Source organism: Variovorax sp. 05T418 (assembly GCF_056396385.1).
The window spans coordinates 114,515-138,027 of sequence record NZ_JBFTLJ010000016.1 but is presented as its reverse complement, the minus strand read 5'-3'; the positions used below and the strand labels follow the sequence as shown (position 1 = coordinate 138,027).

Annotated in this window: 30 protein-coding genes; 18 read left to right on the top strand and 12 right to left on the bottom strand. The window is 68.9% G+C overall.

Going from position 1 to position 23,513, the window contains the following annotated elements; translation table 11 throughout:
• Positions 1 to 16 precede the first annotated feature (16 nt).
• The 4 genes from rplP to AC1DMS_RS26325 all read left to right on the top strand — a co-directional run bounded on the left by rplP (position 17) and on the right by AC1DMS_RS26325 (position 1,578).
• Positions 17 to 433: a 50S ribosomal protein L16 gene (gene rplP, locus AC1DMS_RS26340; protein ID WP_015867664.1), complete on the top strand. Its 417-nt coding sequence runs from the start codon at positions 17 to 19 to the stop codon at positions 431 to 433.
• Positions 434 to 488: 55 nt separating this feature from the next.
• Positions 489 to 698, top strand: a complete 210-nt coding sequence (rpmC, locus tag AC1DMS_RS26335) for a 50S ribosomal protein L29 (protein ID WP_026284221.1) — start codon at positions 489 to 491, stop codon at positions 696 to 698.
• Between the two features lie 9 nt (positions 699 to 707).
• Positions 708 to 977, top strand: coding sequence for a 30S ribosomal protein S17 (gene rpsQ / locus AC1DMS_RS26330; RefSeq protein WP_015867662.1), 270 nt, complete (start codon positions 708 to 710; stop codon positions 975 to 977).
• A gap of 94 nt (positions 978 to 1,071) precedes the next feature.
• On the top strand, positions 1,072 to 1,578 hold the full coding sequence (locus tag AC1DMS_RS26325; RefSeq protein WP_015867661.1) for a peroxiredoxin: 507 nt from the start codon (positions 1,072 to 1,074) through the stop codon (positions 1,576 to 1,578).
• 12 nt (positions 1,579 to 1,590) lie between these two features.
• Here the strand turns inward: AC1DMS_RS26325 and AC1DMS_RS26320 are convergent, their stop codons facing one another.
• Together AC1DMS_RS26320 and AC1DMS_RS26315 are read right to left on the bottom strand one after the other, a co-directional pair.
• Positions 1,591 to 2,178, bottom strand: a complete 588-nt coding sequence (locus AC1DMS_RS26320) for a GNAT family N-acetyltransferase (RefSeq protein WP_015867660.1) — start codon at positions 2,176 to 2,178, stop codon at positions 1,591 to 1,593.
• Between the two features lie 202 nt (positions 2,179 to 2,380).
• Positions 2,381 to 2,878, bottom strand: coding sequence for a TlpA disulfide reductase family protein (locus AC1DMS_RS26315; RefSeq protein ID WP_015867659.1), 498 nt, complete (start codon positions 2,876 to 2,878; stop codon positions 2,381 to 2,383).
• 89 nt (positions 2,879 to 2,967) lie between these two features.
• On the opposite strand from AC1DMS_RS26315, the gene AC1DMS_RS26310 reads away from it, so the two are divergent.
• The 12 genes from AC1DMS_RS26310 (at position 2,968) to AC1DMS_RS26255 (ending at position 12,454) form a co-directional block, all read left to right on the top strand.
• A complete protein-coding gene (locus tag AC1DMS_RS26310) occupies positions 2,968 to 3,510 on the top strand; it encodes a hypothetical protein (RefSeq protein WP_015867658.1) in 543 nt (180 codons plus the stop codon).
• The gene (locus tag AC1DMS_RS26305) at positions 3,507 to 4,754 is read left to right on the top strand and encodes an MFS transporter (protein WP_015867657.1); all 1,248 of its coding nucleotides are present in this window, start codon (positions 3,507 to 3,509) and stop codon (positions 4,752 to 4,754) included. Before AC1DMS_RS26310 ends, AC1DMS_RS26305 begins: the two co-directional genes overlap by 4 nt.
• Positions 4,751 to 5,206: a PTS sugar transporter subunit IIA gene (locus tag AC1DMS_RS26300; RefSeq protein WP_015867656.1), complete on the top strand. Its 456-nt coding sequence runs from the start codon at positions 4,751 to 4,753 to the stop codon at positions 5,204 to 5,206. The genes AC1DMS_RS26305 and AC1DMS_RS26300 overlap by 4 nt, the downstream gene beginning before the upstream one ends.
• The gene (locus AC1DMS_RS26295) at positions 5,175 to 5,444 is read left to right on the top strand and encodes an HPr family phosphocarrier protein (protein WP_015867655.1); all 270 of its coding nucleotides are present in this window, start codon (positions 5,175 to 5,177) and stop codon (positions 5,442 to 5,444) included. Before AC1DMS_RS26300 ends, AC1DMS_RS26295 begins: the two co-directional genes overlap by 32 nt.
• Before the next feature lie 10 nt (positions 5,445 to 5,454).
• Positions 5,455 to 7,251: a phosphoenolpyruvate--protein phosphotransferase gene (gene ptsP / locus AC1DMS_RS26290; RefSeq protein WP_015867654.1), complete on the top strand. Its 1,797-nt coding sequence runs from the start codon at positions 5,455 to 5,457 to the stop codon at positions 7,249 to 7,251.
• A 136-nt stretch (positions 7,252 to 7,387) separates the two neighbouring features.
• Positions 7,388 to 7,759 (top strand): hypothetical protein, encoded by a 372-nt coding sequence (locus tag AC1DMS_RS26285; RefSeq protein WP_015867653.1) that lies wholly within the window; start codon positions 7,388 to 7,390, stop codon positions 7,757 to 7,759.
• A gap of 42 nt (positions 7,760 to 7,801) precedes the next feature.
• Entirely contained in the window at positions 7,802 to 8,269 is a 468-nt protein-coding gene (locus tag AC1DMS_RS26280) for a Spy/CpxP family protein refolding chaperone (RefSeq protein WP_015867652.1), read from the top strand.
• Positions 8,262 to 8,762, top strand: a complete 501-nt coding sequence (locus tag AC1DMS_RS26275) for a DUF4260 domain-containing protein (RefSeq protein WP_015867651.1) — start codon at positions 8,262 to 8,264, stop codon at positions 8,760 to 8,762. The genes AC1DMS_RS26280 and AC1DMS_RS26275 overlap by 8 nt, the downstream gene beginning before the upstream one ends.
• The gene (locus tag AC1DMS_RS26270; RefSeq protein WP_015867650.1) at positions 8,756 to 9,163 is read left to right on the top strand and encodes a hypothetical protein; all 408 of its coding nucleotides are present in this window, start codon (positions 8,756 to 8,758) and stop codon (positions 9,161 to 9,163) included. Before AC1DMS_RS26275 ends, AC1DMS_RS26270 begins: the two co-directional genes overlap by 7 nt.
• 50 nt (positions 9,164 to 9,213) lie before the next feature.
• On the top strand, positions 9,214 to 9,912 hold the full coding sequence (locus AC1DMS_RS26265) for a response regulator transcription factor (protein ID WP_026284223.1): 699 nt from the start codon (positions 9,214 to 9,216) through the stop codon (positions 9,910 to 9,912).
• Positions 9,909 to 11,306: a HAMP domain-containing sensor histidine kinase gene (locus AC1DMS_RS26260; RefSeq protein ID WP_015867648.1), complete on the top strand. Its 1,398-nt coding sequence runs from the start codon at positions 9,909 to 9,911 to the stop codon at positions 11,304 to 11,306. The genes AC1DMS_RS26265 and AC1DMS_RS26260 overlap by 4 nt, the downstream gene beginning before the upstream one ends.
• Positions 11,307 to 11,410: 104 nt before the next feature.
• Complete coding sequence (locus AC1DMS_RS26255) at positions 11,411 to 12,454, top strand: NADP-dependent oxidoreductase (RefSeq protein WP_015867647.1); 1,044 nt, start codon at positions 11,411 to 11,413, stop codon at positions 12,452 to 12,454.
• A 78-nt stretch (positions 12,455 to 12,532) separates the two neighbouring features.
• Here the strand turns inward: AC1DMS_RS26255 and AC1DMS_RS26250 are convergent, their stop codons facing one another.
• The 6 genes from AC1DMS_RS26250 to AC1DMS_RS26225 all read right to left on the bottom strand — a co-directional run bounded on the left by AC1DMS_RS26250 (position 12,533) and on the right by AC1DMS_RS26225 (position 18,270).
• A complete protein-coding gene (locus AC1DMS_RS26250; protein WP_015867646.1) occupies positions 12,533 to 12,856 on the bottom strand; it encodes a hypothetical protein in 324 nt (107 codons plus the stop codon).
• Between the two features lie 73 nt (positions 12,857 to 12,929).
• A complete protein-coding gene (locus AC1DMS_RS26245; RefSeq protein ID WP_015867645.1) occupies positions 12,930 to 13,781 on the bottom strand; it encodes a DMT family transporter in 852 nt (283 codons plus the stop codon).
• 71 nt (positions 13,782 to 13,852) lie between these two features.
• Positions 13,853 to 14,566 (bottom strand): helix-turn-helix transcriptional regulator, encoded by a 714-nt coding sequence (locus AC1DMS_RS26240; RefSeq protein WP_015867644.1) that lies wholly within the window; start codon positions 14,564 to 14,566, stop codon positions 13,853 to 13,855.
• Between the two features lie 37 nt (positions 14,567 to 14,603).
• Positions 14,604 to 15,740, bottom strand: a complete 1,137-nt coding sequence (locus AC1DMS_RS26235) for an SLC13 family permease (RefSeq protein ID WP_015867643.1) — start codon at positions 15,738 to 15,740, stop codon at positions 14,604 to 14,606.
• Complete coding sequence (locus AC1DMS_RS26230; RefSeq protein WP_015867642.1) at positions 15,721 to 17,253, bottom strand: class I adenylate-forming enzyme family protein; 1,533 nt, start codon at positions 17,251 to 17,253, stop codon at positions 15,721 to 15,723. The genes AC1DMS_RS26235 and AC1DMS_RS26230 overlap by 20 nt, the downstream gene beginning before the upstream one ends.
• Before the next feature lie 111 nt (positions 17,254 to 17,364).
• Positions 17,365 to 18,270 carry a LysR family transcriptional regulator gene (locus tag AC1DMS_RS26225; protein ID WP_015867641.1) on the bottom strand — a complete coding sequence of 302 codons (906 nt, stop codon included), beginning with the start codon at positions 18,268 to 18,270 and terminating at the stop codon, positions 17,365 to 17,367.
• Positions 18,271 to 18,382: 112 nt separating this feature from the next.
• On the opposite strand from AC1DMS_RS26225, the gene AC1DMS_RS26220 reads away from it, so the two are divergent.
• On the top strand, positions 18,383 to 19,951 hold the full coding sequence (locus AC1DMS_RS26220; RefSeq protein WP_015867640.1) for an MFS transporter: 1,569 nt from the start codon (positions 18,383 to 18,385) through the stop codon (positions 19,949 to 19,951).
• A gap of 20 nt (positions 19,952 to 19,971) precedes the next feature.
• On the opposite strand, the gene lipA is transcribed toward AC1DMS_RS26220, so the two are convergent.
• The 4 genes from lipA to AC1DMS_RS26200 are packed head-to-tail and all read right to left on the bottom strand — an operon-like array spanning position 19,972 to position 22,867.
• Positions 19,972 to 20,955 carry a lipoyl synthase gene (lipA, locus tag AC1DMS_RS26215; RefSeq protein ID WP_015867639.1) on the bottom strand — a complete coding sequence of 328 codons (984 nt, stop codon included), beginning with the start codon at positions 20,953 to 20,955 and terminating at the stop codon, positions 19,972 to 19,974.
• 7 nt (positions 20,956 to 20,962) lie between these two features.
• Positions 20,963 to 21,643 (bottom strand): lipoyl(octanoyl) transferase LipB, encoded by a 681-nt coding sequence (gene lipB / locus AC1DMS_RS26210; RefSeq protein ID WP_015867638.1) that lies wholly within the window; start codon positions 21,641 to 21,643, stop codon positions 20,963 to 20,965.
• Positions 21,644 to 21,662: 19 nt separating this feature from the next.
• Complete coding sequence (locus AC1DMS_RS26205) at positions 21,663 to 21,977, bottom strand: DUF493 family protein (RefSeq protein ID WP_015867637.1); 315 nt, start codon at positions 21,975 to 21,977, stop codon at positions 21,663 to 21,665.
• On the bottom strand, positions 21,974 to 22,867 hold the full coding sequence (locus tag AC1DMS_RS26200; protein ID WP_015867636.1) for a D-amino acid aminotransferase: 894 nt from the start codon (positions 22,865 to 22,867) through the stop codon (positions 21,974 to 21,976). Before AC1DMS_RS26200 ends, AC1DMS_RS26205 begins: the two co-directional genes overlap by 4 nt.
• Positions 22,868 to 23,024: 157 nt before the next feature.
• Here AC1DMS_RS26200 and AC1DMS_RS26195 point away from each other — a divergent pair, with 157 nt between their 5' ends.
• Positions 23,025 to 23,510: an ATP synthase subunit I gene (locus tag AC1DMS_RS26195; RefSeq protein ID WP_015867635.1), complete on the top strand. Its 486-nt coding sequence runs from the start codon at positions 23,025 to 23,027 to the stop codon at positions 23,508 to 23,510.
• Positions 23,511 to 23,513: the final 3 nt, after the last annotated feature.

The window sequence follows — 23,513 nt, the reverse complement described above, 5'->3', positions numbered from 1 at the left end:
CTACGGAGTATTAAAAATGCTGCAACCTGCACGCAGAAAGTTCCGCAAGGAACAAAAGGGCCGCAACACCGGCGTCGCAACCCGGGGCAACTCGGTTGCCTTCGGTGACTTCGGTCTCAAATGCACCGACCGCGGCCGCCTCACGGCGCGCCAGATCGAAGCCGCTCGCCGCGCGATTTCGCGTCACGTGAAGCGCGGTGGCCGTATCTGGATCCGCGTGTTCCCGGACAAGCCGATCTCTACCAAGCCCGCCGAAGTGCGGATGGGTAACGGTAAGGGCAACCCCGAGTACTACGTCGCTGAAATCCAGCCTGGCAAGATCGTGTTCGAGATCGTCGGCGTGCCCGAAGAACTCGCCCGCGAAGCGTTCCGCCTGGCCGCCGCCAAGCTTCCGCTGCGTACGACCTTCGTCGCTCGCCAGCTCGGCGCCTGAGAGGAGAACATCCATGGCAACACGTAAGAAAAAAGAAACCGCGGCTCCGGCCAAGGTGACCAAGGCTGCAACCCTGCGCACGAAGGACGTCGCAGGCCTGCAAGCCGAAATCAAGGACCTGCAGAAGGCCCATTTCGGCCTGCGCATGCAGAAAGCCACGCAACAGCTGTCGAACACCTCGACGCTGCGCGTGACGCGCCGCGACATCGCGCGCGCCAAGACCATTCTTGCTCAGAAGCAGCAAGAAACCCAAGCCGCCAAGTAAGGAGTGAACATGACGGAAGCTAAAAAATCCCTCAAGCGCACCTTGATCGGCAAGGTGGTCAGCGACAAGCGTGCCAAGACCGTGACCGTGCTGGTCGAGCGCCGTGTGAAGCACGAGCTCTACGGCAAGATCGTGGCCAAGACGAGCAAGTACCACGCCCACGACGAAAAGGGCGAGTACAAGCTGGGCGACACCATCGAGATCACGGAAAGCCGTCCGATCTCCAAGACCAAGAACTGGGTCGTGACCCGCCTGGTCGAGAAGGCCGTGCTGGTCTGATCACCGGCTGATCGACCTCGGGAAGCCTCTTGAAGGCAACCCATCCGGAAACGGCCCACAATGTGGGCCGTTTTTCTTTTTCAGGAGCACTCAGATGATCAAAGTCGGCGACACCCTTCCTTCGGCAACCCTGCAGGAATATTCCGAGGTCGAAGGCGAAGGCTGCAGCATCGGCCCGAACCCGGTGGACGTGAGCAAGGCCACGGCCGGCAAGACCATTGCGCTGTTCGCGCTGCCGGGCGCCTTCACGCCCACCTGCTCGGCCAAGCACGTGCCCGGCTATGTGCAGCACTACGACGACTTCAAGGCCGCCGGCGTGGACGAGATCTGGTGCGTGAGCGTGAACGACGCCTTCGTGATGGGCGCCTGGGCGCGCGACCAGAAGACCGGCGCCAAGGTGCGCATGCTGGCCGACGGCAGCGCCGATTTCGCCAAGGCCACCGGCCTCACGCTCGACCTGACCGGCCGCGGCATGGGCCTGCGCAGCAACCGCTATTCGATGCTCGTGAAGGACGGCAAGGTGGCCACGCTGAACGTCGAGGCACCGGGCAAGTTCGAGGTCAGCAATGCCGAGACGCTGCTGGCCCAGGCCCGCGGCTGACGGCGGAGCTGCCTAAAGGTCCACCTTGAGGTAGTGCGCGCCCGCGATCGGGTTGTGATAGTAGGGCGGCACTTCCTCGAAACCCAGGTCTTCGTAGAGCGCGCGGGCCGATTCCATGTCGTCCAGCGTGTCGAGCAGCACGCAGGCATAGCCTGCGCCGCGCGCGGCGTCGAGGATGGCTTCGGCGAGCTGCCGCCCGACGCCCAGCCCCCGAAAGCCGGGCCGCACGAACAGCCGCTTCATCTCCGCGGCATTGGCGTAGTCGGTGTTGTCGAGCGGGCGCAGCGCGCAGCAGCCGGCCACGTGCGCCAGCGTGCCATTGGCGCGCATGAGGGTCGGCGCGCGTTGCCCGGCTTCCTCCTTGATGTGGGCGGCATCGACCAGCGCGAGCAGCAGGGCGCCGCGCGGCTCGGCGTAGTCGCCAGGCAGCGTGGCGACCTCTTCCTCGAAATTCTGGAAGCACAGGTCGATGTCCAGCGAGGCGGCGTAGTCGCGGAAGATCGCGCGCGCCGCATCGAGTTCGGCGGGTTCCTCCGGCGTCAGGAGCACGACGGCTGGCGTGTCGGCCAGCGGCAGCGGGCGTGAAACCGAAAAGCTCATACGCGCAGCGATGAGATCCAGTAGGCCATGCCTGCGCATGCGGCGAACAGGATCGGTGCGGGCTCACGCGAGGCGGCCACGGGAGAGTCGGTCATCGAAGAGGCGGGGTGCGCAAGAACTGCGGAAGGCGCAGATTAGCAAAGTCCGGGCCGAAGCATGCTTCGGGTTGTTGCTATGCGTTCGCCCCTGCACCTCGTGCGGATCAAGCCTCGGCGAGCAGTTTCTCGATCAGCTTGTGGAGCTCGGCGAAATCGGGTTCGCCCACATAGCGCTTCACGATTTCGCCCTTCTTGTTGACCAGGTAGGTGGTGGGCGTGAGCTTCACGTCGCCCCAGGCCTGGGCCACGCTGCCGGTGTTGTCGATCGCCACCTTGAACGGCAGCTTGCGGGTCTCGGCAAAGTTGACGACGTAGCTTGGCGGGTCGTAGCTCATGGCCACGGCCAGCGTGTCGTAGCCCTTGGACTTGTACTTGTCGTAGGTGGCAATGACCTTGGGCATTTCCGCCACGCAGGTCACGCAGCTGGTGGCCCAGAAGTTCACCAGGGTGACCTTGCCCTTCAGGTCGTTGGTGCTTTTCTTGCTGCCGTCGAGCAGCACGAAGGTCGAGGCCGGTGCCTCGGTGGTGCCGGAACCCAGGTACACCCCCACGCCCGCGGCCAATGCAAGGGCGACTGCGGCGACGGTGATGTATTTTTTCATGGCAGCGGATGGAGAGGGGCCGGCCGATTTTAGTTCCGCCGGCCGGATCGTGCCGGCGGGCGTGCGGGCGGCTCGATAATGGCTTTCCGATGCCATCGTCCGACTCCCGTTTCCGGCCCGCGCTGGCCGCAGCCGCCACGCTCGCGCTTGCCGCCTGCAGCCCCACCTTCAACTGGCGCGAGGTGCCGATTGCCGACGACGGCCTGGTCGTCCTCCTGCCCTGCAAGGCGGACCGCGCCGACCGCGCCTTGCCGCTCGGCGCCGAGTCGGTGCAGGTCGACATGGCGGGCTGCGAGACCGGCGGTGCGACCTTCGCGGTGGCCCATGCCTCGGCCGAGAGCCCGGCGCAGGCCGAGGCCTGGCTCCGGGCGTGGCGCGCTGCCACCCGCAGCCAGTTGGGCGAGGCGCAGATGACCGAAGCCCCTGCCGTACTGAAACGCGCGATCGCGGCGCCCGCGCCGGTGCGGCTCGATGCCCAGCCGCCGCAAAAGGGCGCCGCGCCGGTCCAGGTGCTCTGGTTCGCCCAGTCGAAGAAGAACGGCGGTGTCGCGCTCTATCAGGCCACCGTGCTCGGCCGCCCCTCCGCGCCCGAGGCGGCGACCACCTTCTTCGAGGGCCTGCGTCTCCCATGAGCGGCGGCCTGCTTGCCGGACGGCGGCGCATCGCCACCGTCTTCCTGGCCTTTGCCTTCGCCTATTTCCTTTCGACGCTGGTGCGCGCCATCACGGCCACGCTGTCGCCCGCGCTCACCGCCGAGTTCGGACTCGAGTCGCGCGACCTTGGATTGCTCGCGGGCGGCTATTTCCTGGGTTTCGCGTTCACGCAGCTGCCCATGGGCACCTGGCTCGACCGCCATGGGCCCAAGCGCGTGATCGTCTGCTTCCTGTCTGCCGCGGTGGCCGGCTGCCTTCTGTTTTCGGTGGCCACGCATTTCTGGCTGCTGCTGGCGGCGCGCGTGCTCACCGGCGTCGGCGTGAGCGCCTGCCTGATGGCGCCGCTCACCGGCTACCGGCGCTGGCTGACGCCGCCCATGCAGCTGCGCAGCAATTCGTGGATGCTGATGGTGGGCTCCTTCGGCCTGGTCGGCGCGACCTTGCCGGTGCAGTGGCTCATGCCCTACCTCGGCTGGCGGCCGCTGTTCTGGCTGCTGGCGGCGGGCGCGCTCGTGTCGATGGTGCTGATCGCATGGGCCGCGCCGGCATGGCATGACGGCGCCGCCACCCGGGAAAAGAACCAGGGCGGAGGCAGCTATGCGGCCGTGTGGCGCGATCCCTTCTTCCGCAAGCTCGCGCCGATCGGCTTCTTCAACTACGGCGGCTTCGTCGCGATGCAGACGCTCTGGGTCGTGCCATGGCTCACGCGCGTGGCGGGCTACACGCCCCAGGAGGCCGCCGGCGCGCTGTTCTGGATCAGCATCGCGCTGCTCGCCACCTATGGGCTCTGGGGCATGGTCAATCCGCGGCTCGCGCACCGCGGCATTCCCGCCGCCCGGCTGCTGGCCTGGGGCATGCCGCTCGGGATGCTCGTGCTTGCTCTGGTTTTGATAGCTGGCCCGGCGGCGGGGACGATGGCCTGGGTGGTCTTCCTGTGCGTTTCCACCGTTGTCACGCTGGCCCAGCCCGCCGTCGCCCTGGCCTTGCCGACTGCGCTCGCGGGTCGCGCGCTGTCGGCCTACAACCTGGTGGTCTTTGCAGGCGTATTTGTCGTGCAGTGGGGCATCGGCCTGCTGATCGACCTGTTCGCCAGCGCCGGGCTCGACCAGGCGGCGTCATTCCGTGCGGCGCTGTCCGTTTTCCTCGCCTGCTGCGTTATGTCGTATGTCTACTTCCTTTGGGCGCCCCCGCATAATCGGTGCGTAGTCCCCCGACCCGCATGAACAGCATCCTCATCATCGCCCACTCACCGTTCGCGCAGGCGCTGCGGCGGTGCGCGCTGCATGTGTTCCCCGATTGCGAACAGGCCATCGTCGCACTCGACGTGCTGCCCAACGTGTCGCCCGAAGAAACGCTGGCGGCAGCCCGCATCACGCTCGAGCAGCAGCTCAATGCACCGCGCTCGCAGGTGCTGGTGCTGGCCGACGTGTTCGGCGCGACGCCCTGCAACGTGGCGCAGAAGCTGGTGGACGGCGTCCGCTCGCGGCTGGTGGCGGGCGTCAACCTGCCGATGCTGCTGCGCGCGGTGACCTACCGCCACGAGCCGCTCGAGACGCTGGTGCAGCGCGCCATCGCGGGCGGCACCGCGGGCGTCATGCAGGTGGCGGTGGCGGCACCCCAGAACCAGGCGAAGAGAAAGCACAGTGATCAAGAAATCCGTGACCATCAGCAATAAGCTGGGCCTCCATGCGCGCGCATCGGCCAAGCTCACCAAGATCGCAGGCAGCTTTCCCTGCGAGGTGTGGCTCTCGCGCGGCGACCGCCGCATCAATGCCAAGAGCATCATGGGCGTCATGATGCTGGCCGCCGGGCTCGGCTCGACCGTCGAACTCGAGACCAACGGCCCGCAGGAAGAAGAGGCGATGGATGCCCTCGTCCAGCTGATGAACGACAAGTTCGGCGAAGGCGAGTAAGGGAGCCCCCATGACCTTCGCAGTCCACGGCCTCCCCGTCGCCCGTGGCATTGCCATTGGCCGCGCGGTGCTGGTGGTGTCCAGCCGCATCGACGTGGCCCACTACTTCATCAAGCCCGAGGAAGTGGAGACCGAGATCGACCGGGTGCGCATGGCCCGCAATGCGGTGGCCGACGAGCTTGCCAAGCTGCAGGCCAGCGTCGCGCTGATGGGCCCCAACGATGCGCCGCACGAGCTCGCCGCGCTGCTCGAGGTGCACCAGATGCTGCTGCAGGACGAGGCGCTCACCGGCGGCGTCAAGCACTGGATCACCGACCGGCTCTACAACGCCGAGTGGGCGCTGACCACGCAGCTCGAAATCATCGCGCGCCAGTTCGACGAGATGGAGGACGAGTACCTGCGCGAGCGCAAGGCCGACCTCGAGCAGGTGGTCGAGCGGCTGCTGCACCGCATGAAGGGCACGGCCGCGGTGCTGGCGCCGAGCCCGCCGCGCCGCAAGCGCCCCGCGGCCGAGGAAGACGACGACCCCACCGCCGGCGACGGCATCGACGCGCCGCTGGTGCTGATCGCGCATGACCTGTCGCCGGCCGACATGCTCCAGTTCAAGAAGAGCGTGTTCGCCGGCTTCGTGACCGACGTGGGCGGGCGCACCTCGCACACCGCGATCGTCGCGCGCAGCATGGACATTCCGGCCGTGGTGGGCGCGCGCACCGCGAGCCAGCTGGTGCGCCAGGACGACTGGGTGATCATCGACGGCGATGCCGGCGTGGTGATCGTCGATCCCTCGCCGATCATCCTGGCCGAGTACGGCTTCAAGCAGCGCCAGGGCGACCTGGAGCGCGGCCGGCTCGCACGCCTGCGCCACAAGCCCGCGGTGACGCTCGACGGCCAGCGCGTCGAGTTGCTCGCCAACATCGAGATGCCCGAGGACACCGTGGGTGCCGTCAAGGCCGGCGCAGTGGGCGTCGGGCTGTTCCGCAGCGAGTTCCTCTTCATGGGCCGCGAGTCGCAGCACCAGACCCGCCTGCCCGACGAGGAAGAGCAATACCAGGCCTACAAGCGCGCGGTCGAAGGCATGCAGGGCATGCCGGTCACCATCCGCACCATCGACGTGGGCGCCGACAAGCCGCTCGACGGCAAGGCCGTCAGCAAGCAGGAGCACCTGAATCCCGCGCTCGGCCTGCGCGCCATCCGCTGGAGCCTGGCCGACCCGGCGATGTTCCTCACGCAGCTGCGCGCGATCCTGCGCGCGGCGGCGCACGGCGAGATCCACCTGCTGATTCCCATGCTCGCGCACGTCAGCGAGATCCGCCAGACGCTGTCGCTGATCGACTTCGCGCGCTCGGAGCTCGACAGCCGCGGCGCCGTGTACGGCAAGGTGAAGCTCGGCGCGATGATCGAGATTCCCGCCGCCGCGCTCACGCTCAAGACCTTCCTGAAGTACTTCGACTTCCTGTCGATCGGCACCAACGACCTGATCCAGTACACGCTGGCCATCGACCGCGCCGACGAGGCCGTGGCCCACCTCTACGACCCGGCCCATCCCGCAGTGCTCCGGCTGGTGGCCGACACCATTGCCGAATGCCGCCGCCAGGGCAAGAGCGTGGCCGTGTGCGGCGAGATGGCGGGCGACGTGGCCTTCACGCGCCTCTTGCTCGGCCTCGGACTGCGCAGCTTCTCGATGCATCCGTCGCGCATCCTCGCCGTCAAGCAGGAGGTGCTGCGCGCGGACACCGGCAAGCTCGAGGAATGGGCCAAGGGCGTGCTCGAGTCGGACGATCCGGCGTCGGTGCTGGCCGGAAATTAGTTCTTACTATTTCAATCCGCTCAGAGGCAGGGCGGAGTCGAAATAAAACGAAACACGCCGAAACTGCGGCGAAAGGACTTGCAGACGCGTCGCAAGCACCATCAGGTCTCCTCTTCCACTACAGAAAGGCCTGACCATGAAATCCCTCTCCCTGACCCAAGTCGTTGCCATCGGCTCCTTCGCGCTGCTCGCTGCAGCCGGTGCCAAGGCCGAATCCTACGAAGGCGTCCAGCCGCTCGCCTCGGCCAAGAGCCGCGCCGAAGTCAACGCCGAAGCCGCTCGCACGGCTTCCGCACCGGACCAGAACGTTGTGCGCGGCTCGCGCGGCGCCGAGACCATGGCCGTTTCCAGAGACCGCGCAGGCGTCGTCTTCGAAGCCATGCGCACCGCCGCCGCACCCGACCAGAACGTGACCTCGGGTTCGCGCGTGAACAGCAAGGTCGTCTCGACCCTGCAGAACCCCGTCGATGCACGTGCCGCAGCCGCCGGCAACAGCAACAGGCTCTAAGACCCACGCCCGCAGGGCACTCCGCGGGCCGCAAGGAACATCATGAAACACTGGATCAAACGCACTCTCTTCGGTTTCGCCGGCCTTGCGGTGGTGGCGGGCAGCATTGCCGGCTGCGCCGGCCATCGGCACGGCTGGGGCAGCGGCGATTCCGCCGAGTTCCGCACCAGGATGGTCGAACGCGTCGGCAGCAAGCTGGAGCTCGACGCCTCGCAGAAGCAGAAGCTCACGGTGCTGGCCGAGAAGCTGCAGGCGCAGCGCGAAGCCATGCGCGGCGCGGGCGGGGCGGGCGATCCGCGTTCGCAGTTCAAGGCGCTGTTCGCGGGCAACAAGCTCGACCAGGCGGCCGCCACGCGGCTCGTCGACGAGAAGACCTCGGCCGTGCGCAACGGCAGCCCGGAAATCATCGCCGCCGCCGCCGATTTCTTCGACAGCCTGAACGCCGCGCAGCAGCAGAAGGTGCGTGACTTCATGGATCGCGGCGGACGCCGCTGGCGCCATCATGGCTAGGCTTGGCTCGCCCCCGGGCTTCGCGCACTTCGTGTCGCTTCGCCACCTCCCTGCCAGGGGGCGATACCTTCGGCCCGCCGAAGCCGGTTCCGCGGCATCCCCCGAGCAGGCCGTGGCCGCGGCGGGCGGCGTGCGCGCGCTGCTGCGGCTCGAAGGCGCCGTGGTGCTGGGCGCGGCGCTCGCCGCCTACGCGCAGTTCGGCGCGGGTTGGGGCGTGTTCGCGCTCTGGCTGCTCGTGCCCGATCTGTCGCTGCTGGGCTACCTCGCGGGCCCGCGCACGGGCGCGGCGCTCTACAACGCCGCGCACTCGTACGTCGGCCCGGTGCTGCTGCTGGCGCTCGGCGTACTCGCGGCCATGCCCTGGGCGGTGGCCGGCAGCCTGATCTGGCTGGCCCACATCGGCGTCGACCGTGCGCTGGGCTACGGGCTCAAGTACGCGGCGGGCTTCGCTGCCACCCACCTGGGCCGCATCGGCAGGGCCGATCCATGGTGAGCGACGCGTCCATGCGCAGCGGCCGCAGCGCTTCCCCCGCCGTGCACGCGCCGGCCGCGCGCGCAAGGATGCTGGCGGAGGCGTCCATGCTCGGCCTCGCGTCGACGGTGCACGCGGGGTTGCTGGTGTCCGGCTACGCGCATGCCGCGGCCCGCAATGCCGAGGCGGTGATAGCCACCGTGCTGGTGCTGGCCTCGGCCGCGACCTGGCTGCGTCCCCATCATGCGCGCCGCGCCGCCATCATCGGCCAGGGCTTCGCGCTGCTGGGCACGCTGGTCGGGCTCGGCACCATCATCGCGGGCATCGGTCCGCGCACGGTGCCCGACGTGGTCTACCACGCGCTGCTGCTCTGCGTTCTCGTGGCGGGCCTGGCCTGGGCGGTGCGATGCCGGCGGGCCTGATGGTCGGCGAGGTCATTCGCCACCTTCTTGTCAGGAGGCACAATCCCGCCATGCCGCGCATCCTGCTGATCGACGACGACGAACATCTCGCCGCGCCGCTGACCACCTACTTCGCCCGCTTCGGCTACACGCTGGAGAGCGCGGTGCGCCCGAGCGAAGGGCTCGCCAAATTGCGCGCGGGCCCGTTCGACGCGGCGATCCTCGACGTGATGCTGCCCGAGATGGACGGCTTTGCGCTGTGCCGCGAGATCCGCAAGGAGAGCGACATTCCCATCGTGATGCTCACCGCGCGCGGCGAGGTGATGGACCGCGTGGTCGGCCTCGAGCTGGGCGCCGACGACTACGTGCCCAAGCCCTTCGAGCCGCGCGAGCTGGTGGCGCGCGTGCAGACCATCCTGCGCCGCCAGCGCAGCACGCCGGCGGCGGCCAACGGCAACGGCACCCAGCACCGCGTGTTCGACGGGCTGTCGATCGACCTCGACCGGCGTCAGGTGCTGCGCCATGGCGAGCGCGTGGAGCTCACCGGCACCGAGTTCGAACTGCTCGCGCTGCTGGCGGCCGAGCCCGGCAAGGTGTTCAGCCGCGACGACATCCTGAACCGCCTGCGCGGCCACGAGGCCGAGCTCTACACCCGGGCCGTCGACATCGTGGTGAGCCGCCTGCGCAAGAAGCTCGAGCCGCTGGACTGCATCAAGACGCTGCGCAATGCCGGCTATGCGCTGGCCGTCGCGCGCAGCGAGCCTGCATGAGGCGCAGGCGGCGGAGTTTGCGCGAGGCGCTGCACGGGATCGCATCGCGCCGCGCGGAGCTGCACAGGCAATGGCATGCGCAGTGGCACGAGAAGGTGCAGGGCAAGCGCCGCTGGCGCCGCTCGCTGCGCATACGGCTGGTCATGATGTTCGTGATGCTGGCGCTGGTGATGGCGGCGGTGTTCATGGGCGGCATGAAGAAGTCCTTTTCCACCGGCTGGGCCGAGGCCGCCAAGCCGATGCTGGTCGACTATGCCGACCGGCTCGTCGCCGAGATCGGCACGCCGCCCGACGTGGCGCGCGCGCAGGCGCTGGTCGCTCGGCTGCCGATCACGATCCGCATCACCGGCCCCAAGGTCAACTGGGACTCCAACCCCGGCGGCAGCAACGGCCGCGGCGGCTGGATGCACGACCGCGACGAAGAACCCTGGAACGACAAGTGGTTCGTCCGCCCGACGGCAGATGGCCACCGCGTCATCTTCGGCTGGTCGCCCAGGCTCTGGCAGCTCGCGCCGCGCATCGTCGGCTGGGCCACGCTCTGCGCGCTGCTGCTGCTCGTGGTGCTGGGCTATGCCTATGTCAGCCGGCTGCTGCGGCCGCTGATCGACATCCGCGAAGGCGCGCAGCGCTTCGGCCGCGGCGAGTTCACGCAGCCGATCCCGATCCGCCGCAACGACGACCTGGGCGACCTCGCCGAGCACATCAACACCATGGCCGACGACATCCAGGCCATGCTCGATGCCAAGCGCGGGCTGCTGCTGGCGTTGAGCCACGAACTGCGCTCGCCGCTCACGCGCGCCCGGCTCAATGCCGAGCTGCTGCCGGCCACGCCCGAAAGCCAGGCCGAGCGCGAGGCGCTGCTGCGCGACTTGAACGAGATGCGCGACCTGATCAGCGACCTGCTCGAGAGCGAGCGGCTCGCAAGCCCGCACGTGGCGCTGCAGCGCGAGCCGGTCGACCTGGCGGCACTGGTGCGCGAAGTCGCGGCCGAGATGCCGGGCGCCCCGCAGGTGCACCTGGACCTGGCCGAGGGACTGCCGCCGCACGCCGTCGACCGCATGCGCATCCGCCTGCTGGTACGCAACCTGCTGGACAACGCCTTGCGCTACAGCACCGATGCGCCCCGCCCGCCCTGCGTGTCGCTGCGCGCCGTGGTCGACGGGCCGGCGCAGGGCGTGGAGATCGAGGTGCGCGACCACGGCCCCGGCGTCGACGAGGCCCAGCTCGAACGCCTGACCGAGGCCTTCTACCGCACCGACAGCGCGCGCGCACGCGCCACCGGCGGCGTCGGGCTGGGCATGTACCTTTGCCGGCTGATCGCCGAGGCGCACGGCGGCAGCCTCGCGGTGCACAACGCGAATCCGGGCCTGCGGATCGTGGTTCGCCTGGCCTGAGCGGCTGGCGGCAGGGCGTGGTGCTGTCGCCTGCGCTACGGCCAACGGCGCCGCGCGCCGCTAGCATGGCGCCGCAACAACGACCTTTCCCAAGGAGACCTCCCATGGCCGAAACGCCCGTCAATCACCAGGTCAGGCTCGCCAAGCGGCCCGAGGGCGCGGCAACGCGCGAACACTGGCAGTTCACCACCGAGCCGGTCGGCGAGCCCGCCGAGGGCGGCGTGCTGGTCAAGACCCTCTCGCTCTCGCTCGACCCCGCCATGCGCGGCTGGCTCAACGACGCCAAGAGCTACATCGCGCCGGTGGAAATCGGCGCCGTGATGCGCGCGGGCGGCATCGGCCGCGTCATCGCGTCGAAGAATCCGGACTTCGCGGTCGGCGACACGGTCTACGGCACGCTGGGCGTGCAGGAATACATGCTCGTGCCCCAGGAAGAGATCAAGCGCAACGGGCTCGCCAAGATCGACCTGCGCGCCGGCACCATCCGCCAGTGGCTCAACGTGCTCGGCATGCCGGGCATGACCGGCTACTTCGGGCTGATGGACGTGGGCCAGCCCAAGGCGGGCGAAACGGTGGTCATCTCCGGTGCCGCGGGCGCCGTGGGACAGACCGTCGGGCAGCTCGCCAAGATCAAGGGCTGCCGCGTGGTCGGCATCGCCGGCGGCCAGGCCAAGTGCGACTGGGTGGTGAAGGAGCTGGGCTTCGACGCCTGCATCGACTACAAGGCCGGCGCGGGTGCCGTGCGCGACGGCCTCAAGGCGCACTGCCCCAAGGGCGTGGACATCTACTTCGACAACGTCGGCGGCGAGATCCTCGACGCGGTGCTCGCGCGGCTCGCACGCAAGGCCCGCGTGATCATCTGCGGTGCCATCAGCCAGTACAACAACGCCAACAGCATGCCCGCGGCCGGCCCCCGCAACTACCTGAGCCTGCTGGTGAACCGCGCGCGCATGGAAGGCATCGTGGTGTTCGACTACGCGGATCGCTTCCCCATTGCCGCGGCCGAGCTGGCCGGCTACCTCAAGGACGGCCGCATGAAGAGCAAGGAAGACGTGGTCGTGGGGCTCGACACCTTCCCCGATGCGCTGAACCGGCTGTTCAGCGGCGAGAACTTCGGCAAGCTGGTGCTGCAGGTGGCGCAGGACTGAAGCGCAGGCGTCGATCGGACGGCCGCAGTCGGGCCCCGACGACGACCTGGGCGCTCTTGGCGGCGCTCGCCGCTCAGTTCACTCGTCGGTCGGCCGCATCGGAATGTCGCCCATTGCGTCGTCCTCGCGCAGGCTGCGCGCGGCCTTCAGCAGTTCGATCGACAGGCCGCCGCCCTGGCCGGCAAAGCCCTTGGCGACGCCCTCGAGCGCGGTTGCGAGGCCGTTCTCGCCGTCGGCGCGCGCATCCATGCTGATGTTGAGCACCCGGGCCGCCATCTGGCGGTAGGTGATGGCGCCCGCGCCCTCCAGGGCGGCCACCAGGTCGAGGTACAGCGCCAGGTTCAGGTCGAACACCAGCTTGGGCGTGATCTCGAAATCTTCGTTCTTGTTCTTGTTTTCCATGAGTGGGGGCTCCTTTATTCCTGAGCCTCCACTCTAGCCATAAAAACGCGCGCTTCCGTCGGACGAACGCCATTCAGCGTGCGCGTGTGCCCATGACGGCTGCCGAAATGATGAGCAGGGCGGCCAGCGCGATGGTCCAGGTCAGCGGGCGGCCGGTCACGAGCAGCAGCAGCGCCGTCGAGCCCAAAGGGGTGAGATAGCTCAGGATGCCGATGCGCCGCGGGTCGCCGCGCTTGAGCGCCATGTCCCACACGAAGAAGGCCGCGCCGAGCGGGCCGAGGCCGCACAGCACGAGCAGCAGCCAGTCCTTGCCGGACAGCGTGGCGGGCGCTTCGAGCAGCGCATGGCAGGCCAGCGAGAGCACGCCCGAGACCAGCCCGAACAGGCCGATGGCCGAGGTCGGAAAGGCTTCGACTCGCTTGGTCCACAGCGAATAGCTGGCCCAGATGAAGGCCGAGCCCAGCGCCGGCAGGAAGCCCCAGTAGCCTTGGATCGCGCTGGCACCGGCGCCGCTGCCCCCGCGCGTGCCGAGGATCGCGACCGCCGCGCCCGCAAAGCCCAGCAGCGCCGCCGCCAGGTGCAGCGGCCTGAGCGACAGGCCCGGCAGCAGCACTGGCGCGAGCACCACCATGAACAGCGGCCACAGGTAGTTGACCAGGTTGGCCTCGACCGGCGGCGCATTTCGCAGCGCGATGAACAGCAGGAAGTGAAAGCCGAACAGCCCGTAGACGCCCAGCGCCAGCGTGCGCGGCGGCACGCGCCAGGCCGCGCGGTCCCGCAGCACCAGCGGCCAGCTCGGCACGCTGCCGATGATCAGCGCGAGCCCGGTCAGAAGAAAGGGCGGCAGGTGCGCAAGGGCGGTGCCGAGCGAGGCGAGCGTGGCCCAGAGCGCGATCGCGAACAAGGCAAGGAAGGTGGGCGACATGGAGGGCAAGGCTAACCCGGCCGGCCGTCGCGCAGCGCCGGTGCATCGTCGCGCAACGACGGTGTGGCCGATCAGCAGCGATCGCGCCGGCGCAGCGCGGCGGTGAGCGCCGAGGGCGAGCGGTAGCCCGTGCGGCGCGCGGTTTCGGCCACGCCCATGCCTTCGAGCCGCAGTTCGCGCGCATGCGCCAGCCGAAGGCCGCGCAGCCAGTGCATCGCGCTCAGGCCCTGTTCCTCGCGGCAACGCTGCGCGAGCTGGCTGGGGCTCAGGCAGGCGACTTCGGCCAGGTCGGCGACCGTGAGCGGCTCGTGCCACCGCGCCCGGGCCCAGGCCGCGAGCGCCGGCCAGTCGATCCGGCGGCGGCGCGTGTGCGGCATTGAAGAAGAAGGCGCGGGGCTCCAGGCTTCCAGCAGCAGCGCGGGGCCGTGCTGCAGCGCGAGCGCGAACTGCCGTGGCTGCGCCGTGCAGTGCGCGAGATAGCGCGCCAGCGCATGCAGCTGAAGCGGGTCGGCCGGCGCGCGTCCGGCACACCGGGCCCACGGCGCATGCGCGGTGTCGAGCACGAGGCAACTGCTGCCGCCGCTGCCGCGTGCTTCGAAGTCGTGCCGGTCGCCGGGCGCGACCACCTGCGCCTGGCCGGCGCCGATGCCGCCGCCGCGGCCTTCGATCTCGATCTCCAGCACGCCTTCCAGGCCGACCAGCACCTGGAAGTGGTCGTGCGCATGGCTGCCGCGCGAGCTGCCGTAGTGGCGCAGCGAAAGGATGGGCGGGGCGGGCTGGTGCATGGTGAAGGGCTGATTGTCTTGCGGCGCTCCCCGCCTGTCACCCGAGCCGCAGCAGCAGCGCCGAGGCCGCGCACACCAGCAGGAACGGAATGCTGATGCGATGGAACTCGCGCAGCCCGTGCGGCAGCCTGGCCAGGCGCAGCGCGATCAGGTTGGCCAGCGAGCCCAGCACGCAGCCGAAGCCGCCCACGCTCACGCCGGCCGCGAGCGCCGGCAGGTCGCGCACATGGCCGTCGAGCAGGATCGCCGCCGGCACGTTGCTGATGAATTGCGAAGTGACGATGGCGGCAAGGTAGGCGCGCCATCCTTCGGTGATGGGCCAGTGGTTCAGCAGCGACCCGATCGCCTGCAGTTCGGCCAGCTGGCGCAGGTCCACGAACATCAGCGCAATGATCGCGAGCAGCGCCCAGTCGATGTCTTTCAGCACGCGCGGATAGCTCAGCAGGAACACCGCGAACACCACGCCCAGGCCCGCGAGCAGCCAGTGCCGGTCGAGCGCGACCACGAAGCCGATGAACAGGACGCCCGCCAGTGCAAGGAGGCGCGGCTGCACCGGCACGGCTTCGGTCTCGGGCTTGAGCGCGATGGGCGTGCGCGGCACCAGCAGCCAGGCCGCCGCGAAGAGCCAAAACAGCATCACGGCCACGGTCGGCAGCATCATGCCCATGAAGCCGACGAAGCTCTCGCCCGAGCGGTGCCAGAGGTAAAGGTTCTGCGGATTGCCGATGGGCGTGAGGGCCGAACCCGCATTGACCGCCAGTGCCTCGAGCACCACCAGCCGCGCGAGCGGCAGGTGCGCCTGGCTGGCGAGCACGCGCGTGAGCGGCACCAGCAGGAACAGGCTCACGTCGTTGGTCACCAGCGCGGACAGGAACGCCGCGCTGGCGGTCAGCAGCAGCGCCAGGCTGCGCTGGCTGTGCGTGCGCGCGAGCAGGCGCTGCGCGGCGGCCTGCAGCATGCCGCTTTTCTCGACCCCCTGCGTGATCGCGAGCAGCCCCGCGAGCGCGCCCACGGTCTGCCAGTCGACCAGCCGGAGCCAGTCCATCGGCGCGCGCGGGCGCAGGAAGGCGAACAGCAGCGCGACGGCGGCCAGCAGCCACAGCAGGCCGTTGCCGCCGCCGTGTTCGGAGGGCGCGGCTGCCCGCGCCTGCGTTTCAGCGGCCGGCGAGTTCACGCAGTTCGCGCTTGAGCACCTTGCCGATCGCGCTGCGCGGCAACTCGTCAATGAACTGCAGCCGCGCCAGGCGCTGCGTCTTGCCGAGCTGCGCGTTGGCCCATTGCAGCAGCGCGTCCTCGGACGTGCCGTCACCCTCGCGGCGCACCACGAAGGCCACCGGCGTCTCGCCCCATTGCTCCGACGGCACGCCGGCCACCGCCACGTCGGCCACGGCGGCATGGCCGCGCAGCACGGCTTCGAGATCGCTCGGATAGATGTTGAAGCCGCCGCTGATGATCATGTCCTTCTTGCGGTCGAACAGCGTGAGGAAGCCCTCGGCGTCGAAGCGGCCGATGTCGCCTGTGCGGATGAAGCGCTTGCCGGCGGCGTCGAACCATTCCGCTTCGCGCGTCTTCTCGGGCTGGCGGTGGTAGCCGGTCATCATGCCGCCCGAATGGCCCACCACCTCGCCGGCCAGTTCGATGTTGGCACGCGGGATTTCGCGGCCCTCCTCGTCGATCAGGCGGATGTCGCTGCCTTCGGCCGGCTGGCCGACGGTGTGCAGCTTGTCCGGGTGCAGATGGGCTTCGAGGATGCAGGTGCCGCCGCCTTCGGTCATGCCGTAGAACTCGATCAGCCCGCCGGGCCAGCGCCCCAGCACGTCGGCCTTGAGCGCGGCGTTGAAGGGCGCGCTGGTGCTGAACTTGAAGCGGAAGGACGAGAGGTCGTGCGCATCGAAGCGCGGATGCGCCATCAGGCGCTGGTACTGCACCGGCACCAGCATCGTGTGCGTCACGCGGCGCTGCGCGGCCAGCTGCAAATAACCGAGCGCGTCGAACTTGGGCATCAGCACCACGCAGCCGCCGAAGGCGATGGTCGGAAAGAACACCACCAGCGTGGTGTTCGAATAGAGCGGCGTCGACAGCAGCGTGACGGTGTCGGGGCCGTAGCCGTACCTGGCGCCGCGCTGCACATGGGCCCAGCGCATGCCGTGGCCCTGCACGATGCCCTTGGGCTCGCCGGTGGTGCCCGACGAATAGATGATGTTGAAGGGCCAGGAAGGCTGCGTCTCGACGGCGCGCGGCTGCGTGCCCGCGGGGGCCAGCCAGCCCTCGAGGGCCTGCCCCGCGGCGGAGCCGTCGAGCGCCACGCGCGGGATGCCGCCTTCCTTCGCAGGGCCGACCACCTCGGCCGCCGAGGCATCGGTGAAGAGAACGCGCGCATCGGCATCCTCGATCATGCGAGCCAGGCTGGCCGGCGTGGAGCCGGGCGCCAGCGGCGCGACCGCGACGCCCGCGCGCAAGGCGCCGAGGAACACCGCCGCATAGTTCACCGAGGACGCCGCGCAGACCGCGATGGCATCGCCCGGCCCGAGGCCGTCGCGCTGCAGGGCGGCCGCGACGCGGTCCATCAGCGCGTCGAGCGCGCTGTAGTCCAGCGCCTGTTGCGCGTCCGCGAGCGCGGCGTGGCCGGGCGTGTGTTGCGCGTGGAGGCGAACCAGGTCGGCGATGGCGCCGAAGCCGCGCTCCATGGCGGCTTGAATGGCAGGGTGCGTTTGCAAAATTCGATCCTTCGTCTTGGCCAGACGGCAGGATAGCGAAGACCCCGGCCCGGCGGTGAGCCGCACGCGACGGGCGTGCGCCTACGCCGCGCGCAGCGTGCGGCGCGGCCGCCGCGCGGCCTTGTCCCGGTGCGCCCACTCGGCCTGCTCGATCAGTCGGCCGAGCTCGGCCACGGCCGGGCTGCGCTCCCCCGCATCGCCTTCGCCGTAGGCCAAGGTGAAGTCCAGCATCGGCAGCGCCGGCAGGCCATGGCGCTCGTCCAGCACCGCCATGCCGGGGCGCAGGTTGTCGCGCGTGAAGGTGGCCACGGCCAGGCCGCTCAGCGCGGCCGTGCGCAGGTCCTGCAGGCTGTGCGAGCTGAAGGCGCCGTGCCAGGGAATGCCGGCCTGGTTCAGCGCATCGATGCTGACTTGGCGGCACACGCAGGGCGGCGGCGAATAGGCCAGCGGCAGCGAGGCGCCGTCCGTGCGCTCGAAGCCCTCGGCCGCGGCCCACACCATCGGCAGGCGCCGCAGCAGCGTGCCCTCGACCTCGCCCGAGACCGACACCACCACCGCCAGGTCGAGCTCGCGCTCGCGCACCATCGTCGCCAGGTCGAGCGTCAGGCCCACGCTCACCTCCAGCCTCACGTTGGGGCAGCTGCGCGCGAACTGTTGCAGGAGCTGCGGCAGGCCCTCGCTCATGAAGCTCTCGGGCACGCCGAAGCGCACCGTGCCTTCGATCGGCGAGCAGCGGAAGTGCCGCGCCAGCGCGTCCTGCGCCTGCAGGATGCGCTCGGCATGGCGAAGAAAGTCTTCGCCGTCGGCGGTCAGGCGCAGGCGCCGCGTGGTGCGGTGGAACAGCGGGCGCCCGACCAGTTCCTCGAGCCGGCGGATCTGGTGGCTGACCGCCGATTGCGTCAGGTGCAGCTGCTCGGCGGCGCGCGTGAAGCCATTGGCGCGGTGGACGGCGGTGAAGGCTTGCAGGAGGCCGGTATCGAAGTTCATGGCCGCCAGATTAATGAAGTCGCTTCCTGAGTGGAAGTAAATTTAATCATTTGCCTAATGAAATCGGGGTCTTGAGAATGCCCCGGACCACCTACTTTCCCTTCACGTCCCCATGTCCTCTTCCCCCCGCCATCCCTCTCTCGCGCTGGCCGCCATCTGCCTGGCGGCGCTGATGTTCGGCCTGGAGATTTCCAGCGTGCCGATCATCCTGCCGGTGCTCGAAGCGCGGCTGCACGCCGGCTTCCGCGACCTGCAATGGATCATGAACGCCTACACCATCGCCTGCACCACGGTGCTGATGGCCACCGGCACCCTGGCCGACCGCTACGGACGGCGCCGCATGTTCGCGCTCACGGTGCTGGCCTTCGGCCTGGCCTCGCTGCTGTGCGGCCTGGCGCCCAGCACGCCGGCGCTGATTGCCGCGCGCTTCCTGCAGGGCATGGCGGGCGGCGCGATGTTCATCTGCTCGATTGCGATCCTGTCGCACCAGTTTCCGGACGGCCGGGCGCGCGGCCGCGCCTTCGCGATCTGGGGCGTGGTGGCCGGCATCGGCCTGGGGTTCGGGCCGGTGGTGGGCGGCGCGATCATTGCGCTGGCCAGCTGGCACTGGGTCTTCCTTGCGCACGTGCCGCTGGCGCTGCTGGGGCTGGCGCTGATCATGGCCGGCGTGGCGGAGTCGCGCGATCCGCTGGCCCGCCAGCAGAAGCTGGACCTGGCGGGCATCGTCACGCTGACCACCGCGGTGCTCGGGCTCACCTGGCTGATCACGCAGGGCGACAGCCTGGGCTGGAGCAGCCCGGCCGCGCTGGGCCTGATGGCCGCCACCGCGGCGGGGCTCGCGGCCTTCGTCGCGGTCGAGCGCTTCCATCCGCACCCGATGTTCGACTTCTCGGTGTTCCGCATCCGCGACTTCTCGGGCGCCATCCTCGGCTGCATCGGCATGAACTGCAGCTACTGGCCGTTCATGATCTACCTGCCGCTGTATTTCTCCGCCGGCCTGGGCTACGGCACGACCGCCGCCGGCCTGGCGCTGCTGGTCTACACGGTGCCCTTCCTCGTGATGCCGCCGATCGCGCAGTGGCTGCTGCTGCGCTACCAGGCGCGCTTCGTGATTCCCGCAGGCCTGTTCCTGATCGGCCTGGGCTTCATCGCGATGAAGTGGGGCAGCGGCCTCGCGCAGCTGGGCGGCTGGACGGTGCTGCCCGGTGCGCTGGTCGCCGGCATCGGCCTGGGCCTGACCACCACGCCCGCGACCAACATGACCACCGCCTCGGTGCCCGCGCACCGCGCCGGCATGGCCTCGGGCATGGACGTCAGCGCGCGCCTCATCTCGCTGGCCATCAACATCGCGGTGATGGGCCTGGTGCTGGTGGCGGGCATCCTGGCCGCGCTGCGGGGCTCGCTGGGGACGGCGCTCGATGCGGCGCGGCTGCGCGCATTGGCCGAGCAGCTCGCGGGCGGGGACGTGGCGGGGGCGCAGCAGGCGCTGGCGGCCACGCTGGCGGTGCCGGATGCTTCCGGTGCGCTCCTGCAGGCCGCCGTGACCCACGGCTTCGGATGGGTCATGCTGTACGGCGCGCTCGGCGCCTGGTTGACCGCGGCGCTCAGCTTCGCGGTGTTCGGCGGCCGGCAGGCTGCGTCCGTGCGGGACGCGTCACCGGGGATGGCCGGCGGGCGATAAGGCGCGCCGGCGGCCGTTTGTCAGACGCCCGCGGCGTGCGCCTGCTGGTCCGCGTGGTAGCTCGAACGCACCATCGCGCCCACGGCCGCGTGGCTGAAGCCCATCTTGTAGGCCTCTTCCTCGAACATCTTGAAGGTGTCGGGGTGCACGTAGCGGCGCACCGGCAGGTGCGAGCCCGACGGCGACAGGTACTGGCCGATGGTCAGCATGTCGATGTCGTGGGCGCGCATGTCGCGCATCACCTGCAGGATCTCTTCGTCGGTTTCGCCCAGGCCCACCATGATGCCGCTCTTGGTCGGCACCTGCGGATGCAGCGCCTTGAACTTCTTCAGCAGGTTGAGGCTGAACTGGTAGTCGCTGCCGGGGCGCGCTTCCTTGTAGAGGCGCGGCGCGGTTTCGAGGTTGTGGTTCATCACGTCCGGCGGCGCGGCCTTGAGGATCTCGAGCGCGCGGTCGTCGCGGCCGCGGAAGTCGGGCACCAGGATCTCGATCTGCGTCATCGGCGAGAGCTCGCGGATGTTCGTGATGCAGTCGACGAAATGCTGGCTGCCGCCGTCGCGCAGGTCGTCGCGGTCGACGCTGGTGATCACCACGTACTTCAGGCGCAGCTTGGCGATGGTCTTGGCGAGGTTGAGCGGCTCGTCCTTGTCGAGCGGGTCGGGGCGGCCGTGGCCCACGTCGCAGAACGGGCAGCGGCGCGTGCACTTGTCGCCCATGATCATGAAGGTGGCCGTGCCGTTGCCGAAGCATTCGCCGATGTTCGGGCACGAGGCTTCCTCGCAGACCGTGTGCAGGTTGCTCTCGCGCAGGATCTGCTTGATCTCGTAGAAGCGCGTGGTGGGGCTGCCGGCCTTCACGCGGATCCATTCGGGCTTCTTGAGCACCTCGCCCTGCTGCACCACCTTGACGGGAATGCGCGAGAGCTTGGCCGCGGCCTTCTGCTTGGCGAGCGGGTTGTAGTTTTCGGCGCTTTGCGCGTCGCGGACGACTTCTGTGGTGCTCATTGGATTGCTAAGGCGCCAGGTAGGTGCCGAGCTTCTGGCTCAGGACCCGGGCAGCTTCTTCCCATGTGGTTTGGACCCCGATTGTAGAAAGATCGACCGTTTGCAGCCCCGCATAGCCGCAAGGGTTGATGCGCGAGAAGGGTTCGAGGTCCATCGCGACGTTGAGCGCCACGCCGTGGTAGGTGGCATGGCGGCTCACCTTGATGCCGAGCGCGGCGATCTTGCCGAGGCCGCGGAACGGGTCGCCGGCGGGCAGCGGGCCGGTCAGCGCGGCATGCGAAAAAGGATCGTCGAGTCGCACGTAGATGCCGGGTGCGCCCGCCACGCGGTGGCCCGTCACGCCGAAGTGGGCCAGCGTGCGCAGCACCGATTCCTCGATGCGGTAGACGTATTCCTTCACGAAGTAGCCCGCGCGCCGAAGATCGATCAGCGGATAGGCCACCACCTGGCCCGGGCCGTGGAAGGTGACCTGGCCGCCGCGGTCGGTCTGCACGACCGGGATCGCGCCGGGGTTCAGGATGTGGTCCTGCCTGCCCGCGATCCCCTGCGTGAAGACCGGCGCATGCTCGCAGATCCACAGCGCATCGGGCGTCTCGGGCAGGCGTTCGAGCGTGAACTGCTTCATCGCGCCGTAGGTGGCGGCGTAGTCGGCGGCGCCCAGCCATGTCGCTTCGATGCCCGTGCTCATCGCGTGCCCGGCGCTTTCTTCAGAGAACGACCTTGACCATCGGATGGGCCGACAGCGCGCGGTAGAGATCGTCGAGCTGCTCGCGGCTGGTGGCGGTGACGGTGATCGTCACGCCCAGGTAGTTGCCCGCCTTGCTGTCGCGCAGCTCGACCGTGGCGGCGTCGAAGGCCGGATCGAAGCGCTCGGCAATCTGAGTGATCGCGTGCACGAAGCCATCGGTCTTGACGCCCATGACCTTGATCGGAAACTGCGAGGGGTACTCGATCAGCGATTCCTTGCGCGGATCGGGGACGTGAACGGTGGCGGTTTCGATCTTTTCGTTGGTGTCGGTCATGCGGGAACTCCTTGCGCTTGCGCGTTGCTCAGCTTGGCCTGCTGGTAGGCGGCGTACAAGGCTTGGTAGATGGGGCCGGGACGGCCATTTCCAATCGCCTGGCCATCGAGCGTCACGACCGGCAGCACTTCCTTGCTGGCCGACGAGAGCAGCAGCTCGTCGGCGCCGAACACCTCGTCGCGAGAGATGCGGCGCAGCGCAAACGGGATGCCGCACTCGGCGCACAGGCGTTCGAGCAGGCCGTAGCGGATGCCGGTCAGCACCAGGTTGTCCTTGGGCGGCCCCACGAGGCCGCCGTCCTTCACGATCCACACGTTGCTCGACGAGGCCTCGCTGAGCCATTCGCCGCGGAACATGATGGTCTCGGCCGCGCCGGCCTCGACGCTGATCTGCCGCGCCAGCACCGCGCCCAGCAGGCTGGTGCTCTTGATGTGCGCCTTCTGCCAGCGGAAGTCGTCCGCGCTCACGCAGGCCACGCCCTTGGCGCGCACGGCGTCGGCCGCCGGCGGCAGCGGGTTCACCATCACGAACACGGTCGGGTGCACGCCACGGGTCATGGCATGATCGCGCGGCGCGACACCGCGGGTAATTTGAAAGTACACGGCCTGGGGCGCATCGCCGCCCGGCTCGACGAGCCGCATCACGATGCCTCGCCACTGGGCGAGCGTGAGCGGATTGGCGATCTGCAGTTCGGCCAGCGAGCGATCGAGGCGCGCCATGTGCTCCTCGAAGCAGAAGGGCTGGCCGCCGTAGACGGGGACGACTTCATAGACGCCGTCGCCGAAGATGAAGCCGCGGTCGAGCACGCTGATGCGTGCGTCCTTGAGCGCGGTGTACTCGCCGTCGAGATAGCAGAGCGTGGAGGGGAGTGCGGCGGTAAGAGGGTGCATGCTGGAATTATGGTTGCGCGCGGCAGGTCGGGTTCTCGTCAGCCGATGAAGCCTCGATTTGCAAACGCGACAGCTCGGGTGGTCGGATGGGCTGGGTTTTTACTTATAATCAATGGCTTTGTAGAAATTCTGGGTCGTCATCCGGGCTTCATTCGAAATGAAAACAATCGCCCGAAAAGATGAACAAGTCGCGGAAGACCTCGACGCAGAATACAAGCCGTTGACCGCCGATGAGGCGCGTGAACTGCGAGCAAGGCATCCCTCGATCTCCCCCTGGTGGGTCATCGCGGGGCAGTTGGTTGTCGGTCTGCTGGTGGCTTTGGCCGCCTGGGGACTGACGGGGAGGCAAAATCTGGGGTGGTCCGCCGGCTACGGCGCGATTGCGGTGGTCATTCCTGCTGCGGTGTTCGCGCGGGGGCTGACCGGCCGGTTTTCTTCCCTGAATCCGGGCACTGCGGTGGTTGGGTTCTTCCTGTGGGAAATGGTCAAGATGGCCTTGTCGATTGCGATGTTGTTCGCAGCGCCAAGGCTGATAACGGCGCTGAGCTGGCCAGCAATGCTGATCGGCCTGGTGGTGACAATGAAGGCGGCCTGGTTGGCGGTGATGTTCTCGCCCCGGCGCCGGCAACATAGAGACGAGTAACTG

Bases quoted from the DNA above. Each gene is read 5' to 3' on its own strand.
- rplP (WP_015867664.1), top strand. From the start codon at position 17: ATGCTGCAACCTGCACGCAGAAAGTTCCGCAAGGAACAAAAGGGCCGC.
- rpsQ (WP_015867662.1), top strand. From the start codon at position 708: ATGACGGAAGCTAAAAAATCCCTCAAGCGCACCTTGATCGGCAAGGTG.
- AC1DMS_RS26325 (WP_015867661.1), top strand. From the start codon at position 1,072: ATGATCAAAGTCGGCGACACCCTTCCTTCGGCAACCCTGCAGGAATAT.
- AC1DMS_RS26320 (WP_015867660.1), bottom strand. From the start codon at position 2,178: ATGAGCTTTTCGGTTTCACGCCCGCTGCCGCTGGCCGACACGCCAGCC.
- AC1DMS_RS26315 (WP_015867659.1), bottom strand. From the start codon at position 2,878: ATGAAAAAATACATCACCGTCGCCGCAGTCGCCCTTGCATTGGCCGCG.
- AC1DMS_RS26310 (WP_015867658.1), top strand. From the start codon at position 2,968: ATGCCATCGTCCGACTCCCGTTTCCGGCCCGCGCTGGCCGCAGCCGCC.
- AC1DMS_RS26305 (WP_015867657.1), top strand. From the start codon at position 3,507: ATGAGCGGCGGCCTGCTTGCCGGACGGCGGCGCATCGCCACCGTCTTC.
- AC1DMS_RS26300 (WP_015867656.1), top strand. From the start codon at position 4,751: ATGAACAGCATCCTCATCATCGCCCACTCACCGTTCGCGCAGGCGCTG.
- ptsP (WP_015867654.1), top strand. From the start codon at position 5,455: ATGACCTTCGCAGTCCACGGCCTCCCCGTCGCCCGTGGCATTGCCATT.
- AC1DMS_RS26285 (WP_015867653.1), top strand. From the start codon at position 7,388: ATGAAATCCCTCTCCCTGACCCAAGTCGTTGCCATCGGCTCCTTCGCG.
- AC1DMS_RS26280 (WP_015867652.1), top strand. From the start codon at position 7,802: ATGAAACACTGGATCAAACGCACTCTCTTCGGTTTCGCCGGCCTTGCG.
- AC1DMS_RS26275 (WP_015867651.1), top strand. From the start codon at position 8,262: ATGGCTAGGCTTGGCTCGCCCCCGGGCTTCGCGCACTTCGTGTCGCTT.
- AC1DMS_RS26270 (WP_015867650.1), top strand. From the start codon at position 8,756: ATGGTGAGCGACGCGTCCATGCGCAGCGGCCGCAGCGCTTCCCCCGCC.
- AC1DMS_RS26265 (WP_026284223.1), top strand. From the start codon at position 9,214: ATGCCGCGCATCCTGCTGATCGACGACGACGAACATCTCGCCGCGCCG.
- AC1DMS_RS26260 (WP_015867648.1), top strand. From the start codon at position 9,909: ATGAGGCGCAGGCGGCGGAGTTTGCGCGAGGCGCTGCACGGGATCGCA.
- AC1DMS_RS26255 (WP_015867647.1), top strand. From the start codon at position 11,411: ATGGCCGAAACGCCCGTCAATCACCAGGTCAGGCTCGCCAAGCGGCCC.
- AC1DMS_RS26250 (WP_015867646.1), bottom strand. From the start codon at position 12,856: ATGGAAAACAAGAACAAGAACGAAGATTTCGAGATCACGCCCAAGCTG.
- AC1DMS_RS26245 (WP_015867645.1), bottom strand. From the start codon at position 13,781: ATGTCGCCCACCTTCCTTGCCTTGTTCGCGATCGCGCTCTGGGCCACG.
- AC1DMS_RS26240 (WP_015867644.1), bottom strand. From the start codon at position 14,566: ATGCACCAGCCCGCCCCGCCCATCCTTTCGCTGCGCCACTACGGCAGC.
- AC1DMS_RS26230 (WP_015867642.1), bottom strand. From the start codon at position 17,253: ATGGAGCGCGGCTTCGGCGCCATCGCCGACCTGGTTCGCCTCCACGCG.
- AC1DMS_RS26225 (WP_015867641.1), bottom strand. From the start codon at position 18,270: ATGAACTTCGATACCGGCCTCCTGCAAGCCTTCACCGCCGTCCACCGC.
- AC1DMS_RS26220 (WP_015867640.1), top strand. From the start codon at position 18,383: ATGTCCTCTTCCCCCCGCCATCCCTCTCTCGCGCTGGCCGCCATCTGC.
- lipA (WP_015867639.1), bottom strand. From the start codon at position 20,955: ATGAGCACCACAGAAGTCGTCCGCGACGCGCAAAGCGCCGAAAACTAC.
- lipB (WP_015867638.1), bottom strand. From the start codon at position 21,643: ATGAGCACGGGCATCGAAGCGACATGGCTGGGCGCCGCCGACTACGCC.
- AC1DMS_RS26205 (WP_015867637.1), bottom strand. From the start codon at position 21,977: ATGACCGACACCAACGAAAAGATCGAAACCGCCACCGTTCACGTCCCC.
- AC1DMS_RS26200 (WP_015867636.1), bottom strand. From the start codon at position 22,867: ATGCACCCTCTTACCGCCGCACTCCCCTCCACGCTCTGCTATCTCGAC.
- AC1DMS_RS26195 (WP_015867635.1), top strand. From the start codon at position 23,025: ATGAAAACAATCGCCCGAAAAGATGAACAAGTCGCGGAAGACCTCGAC.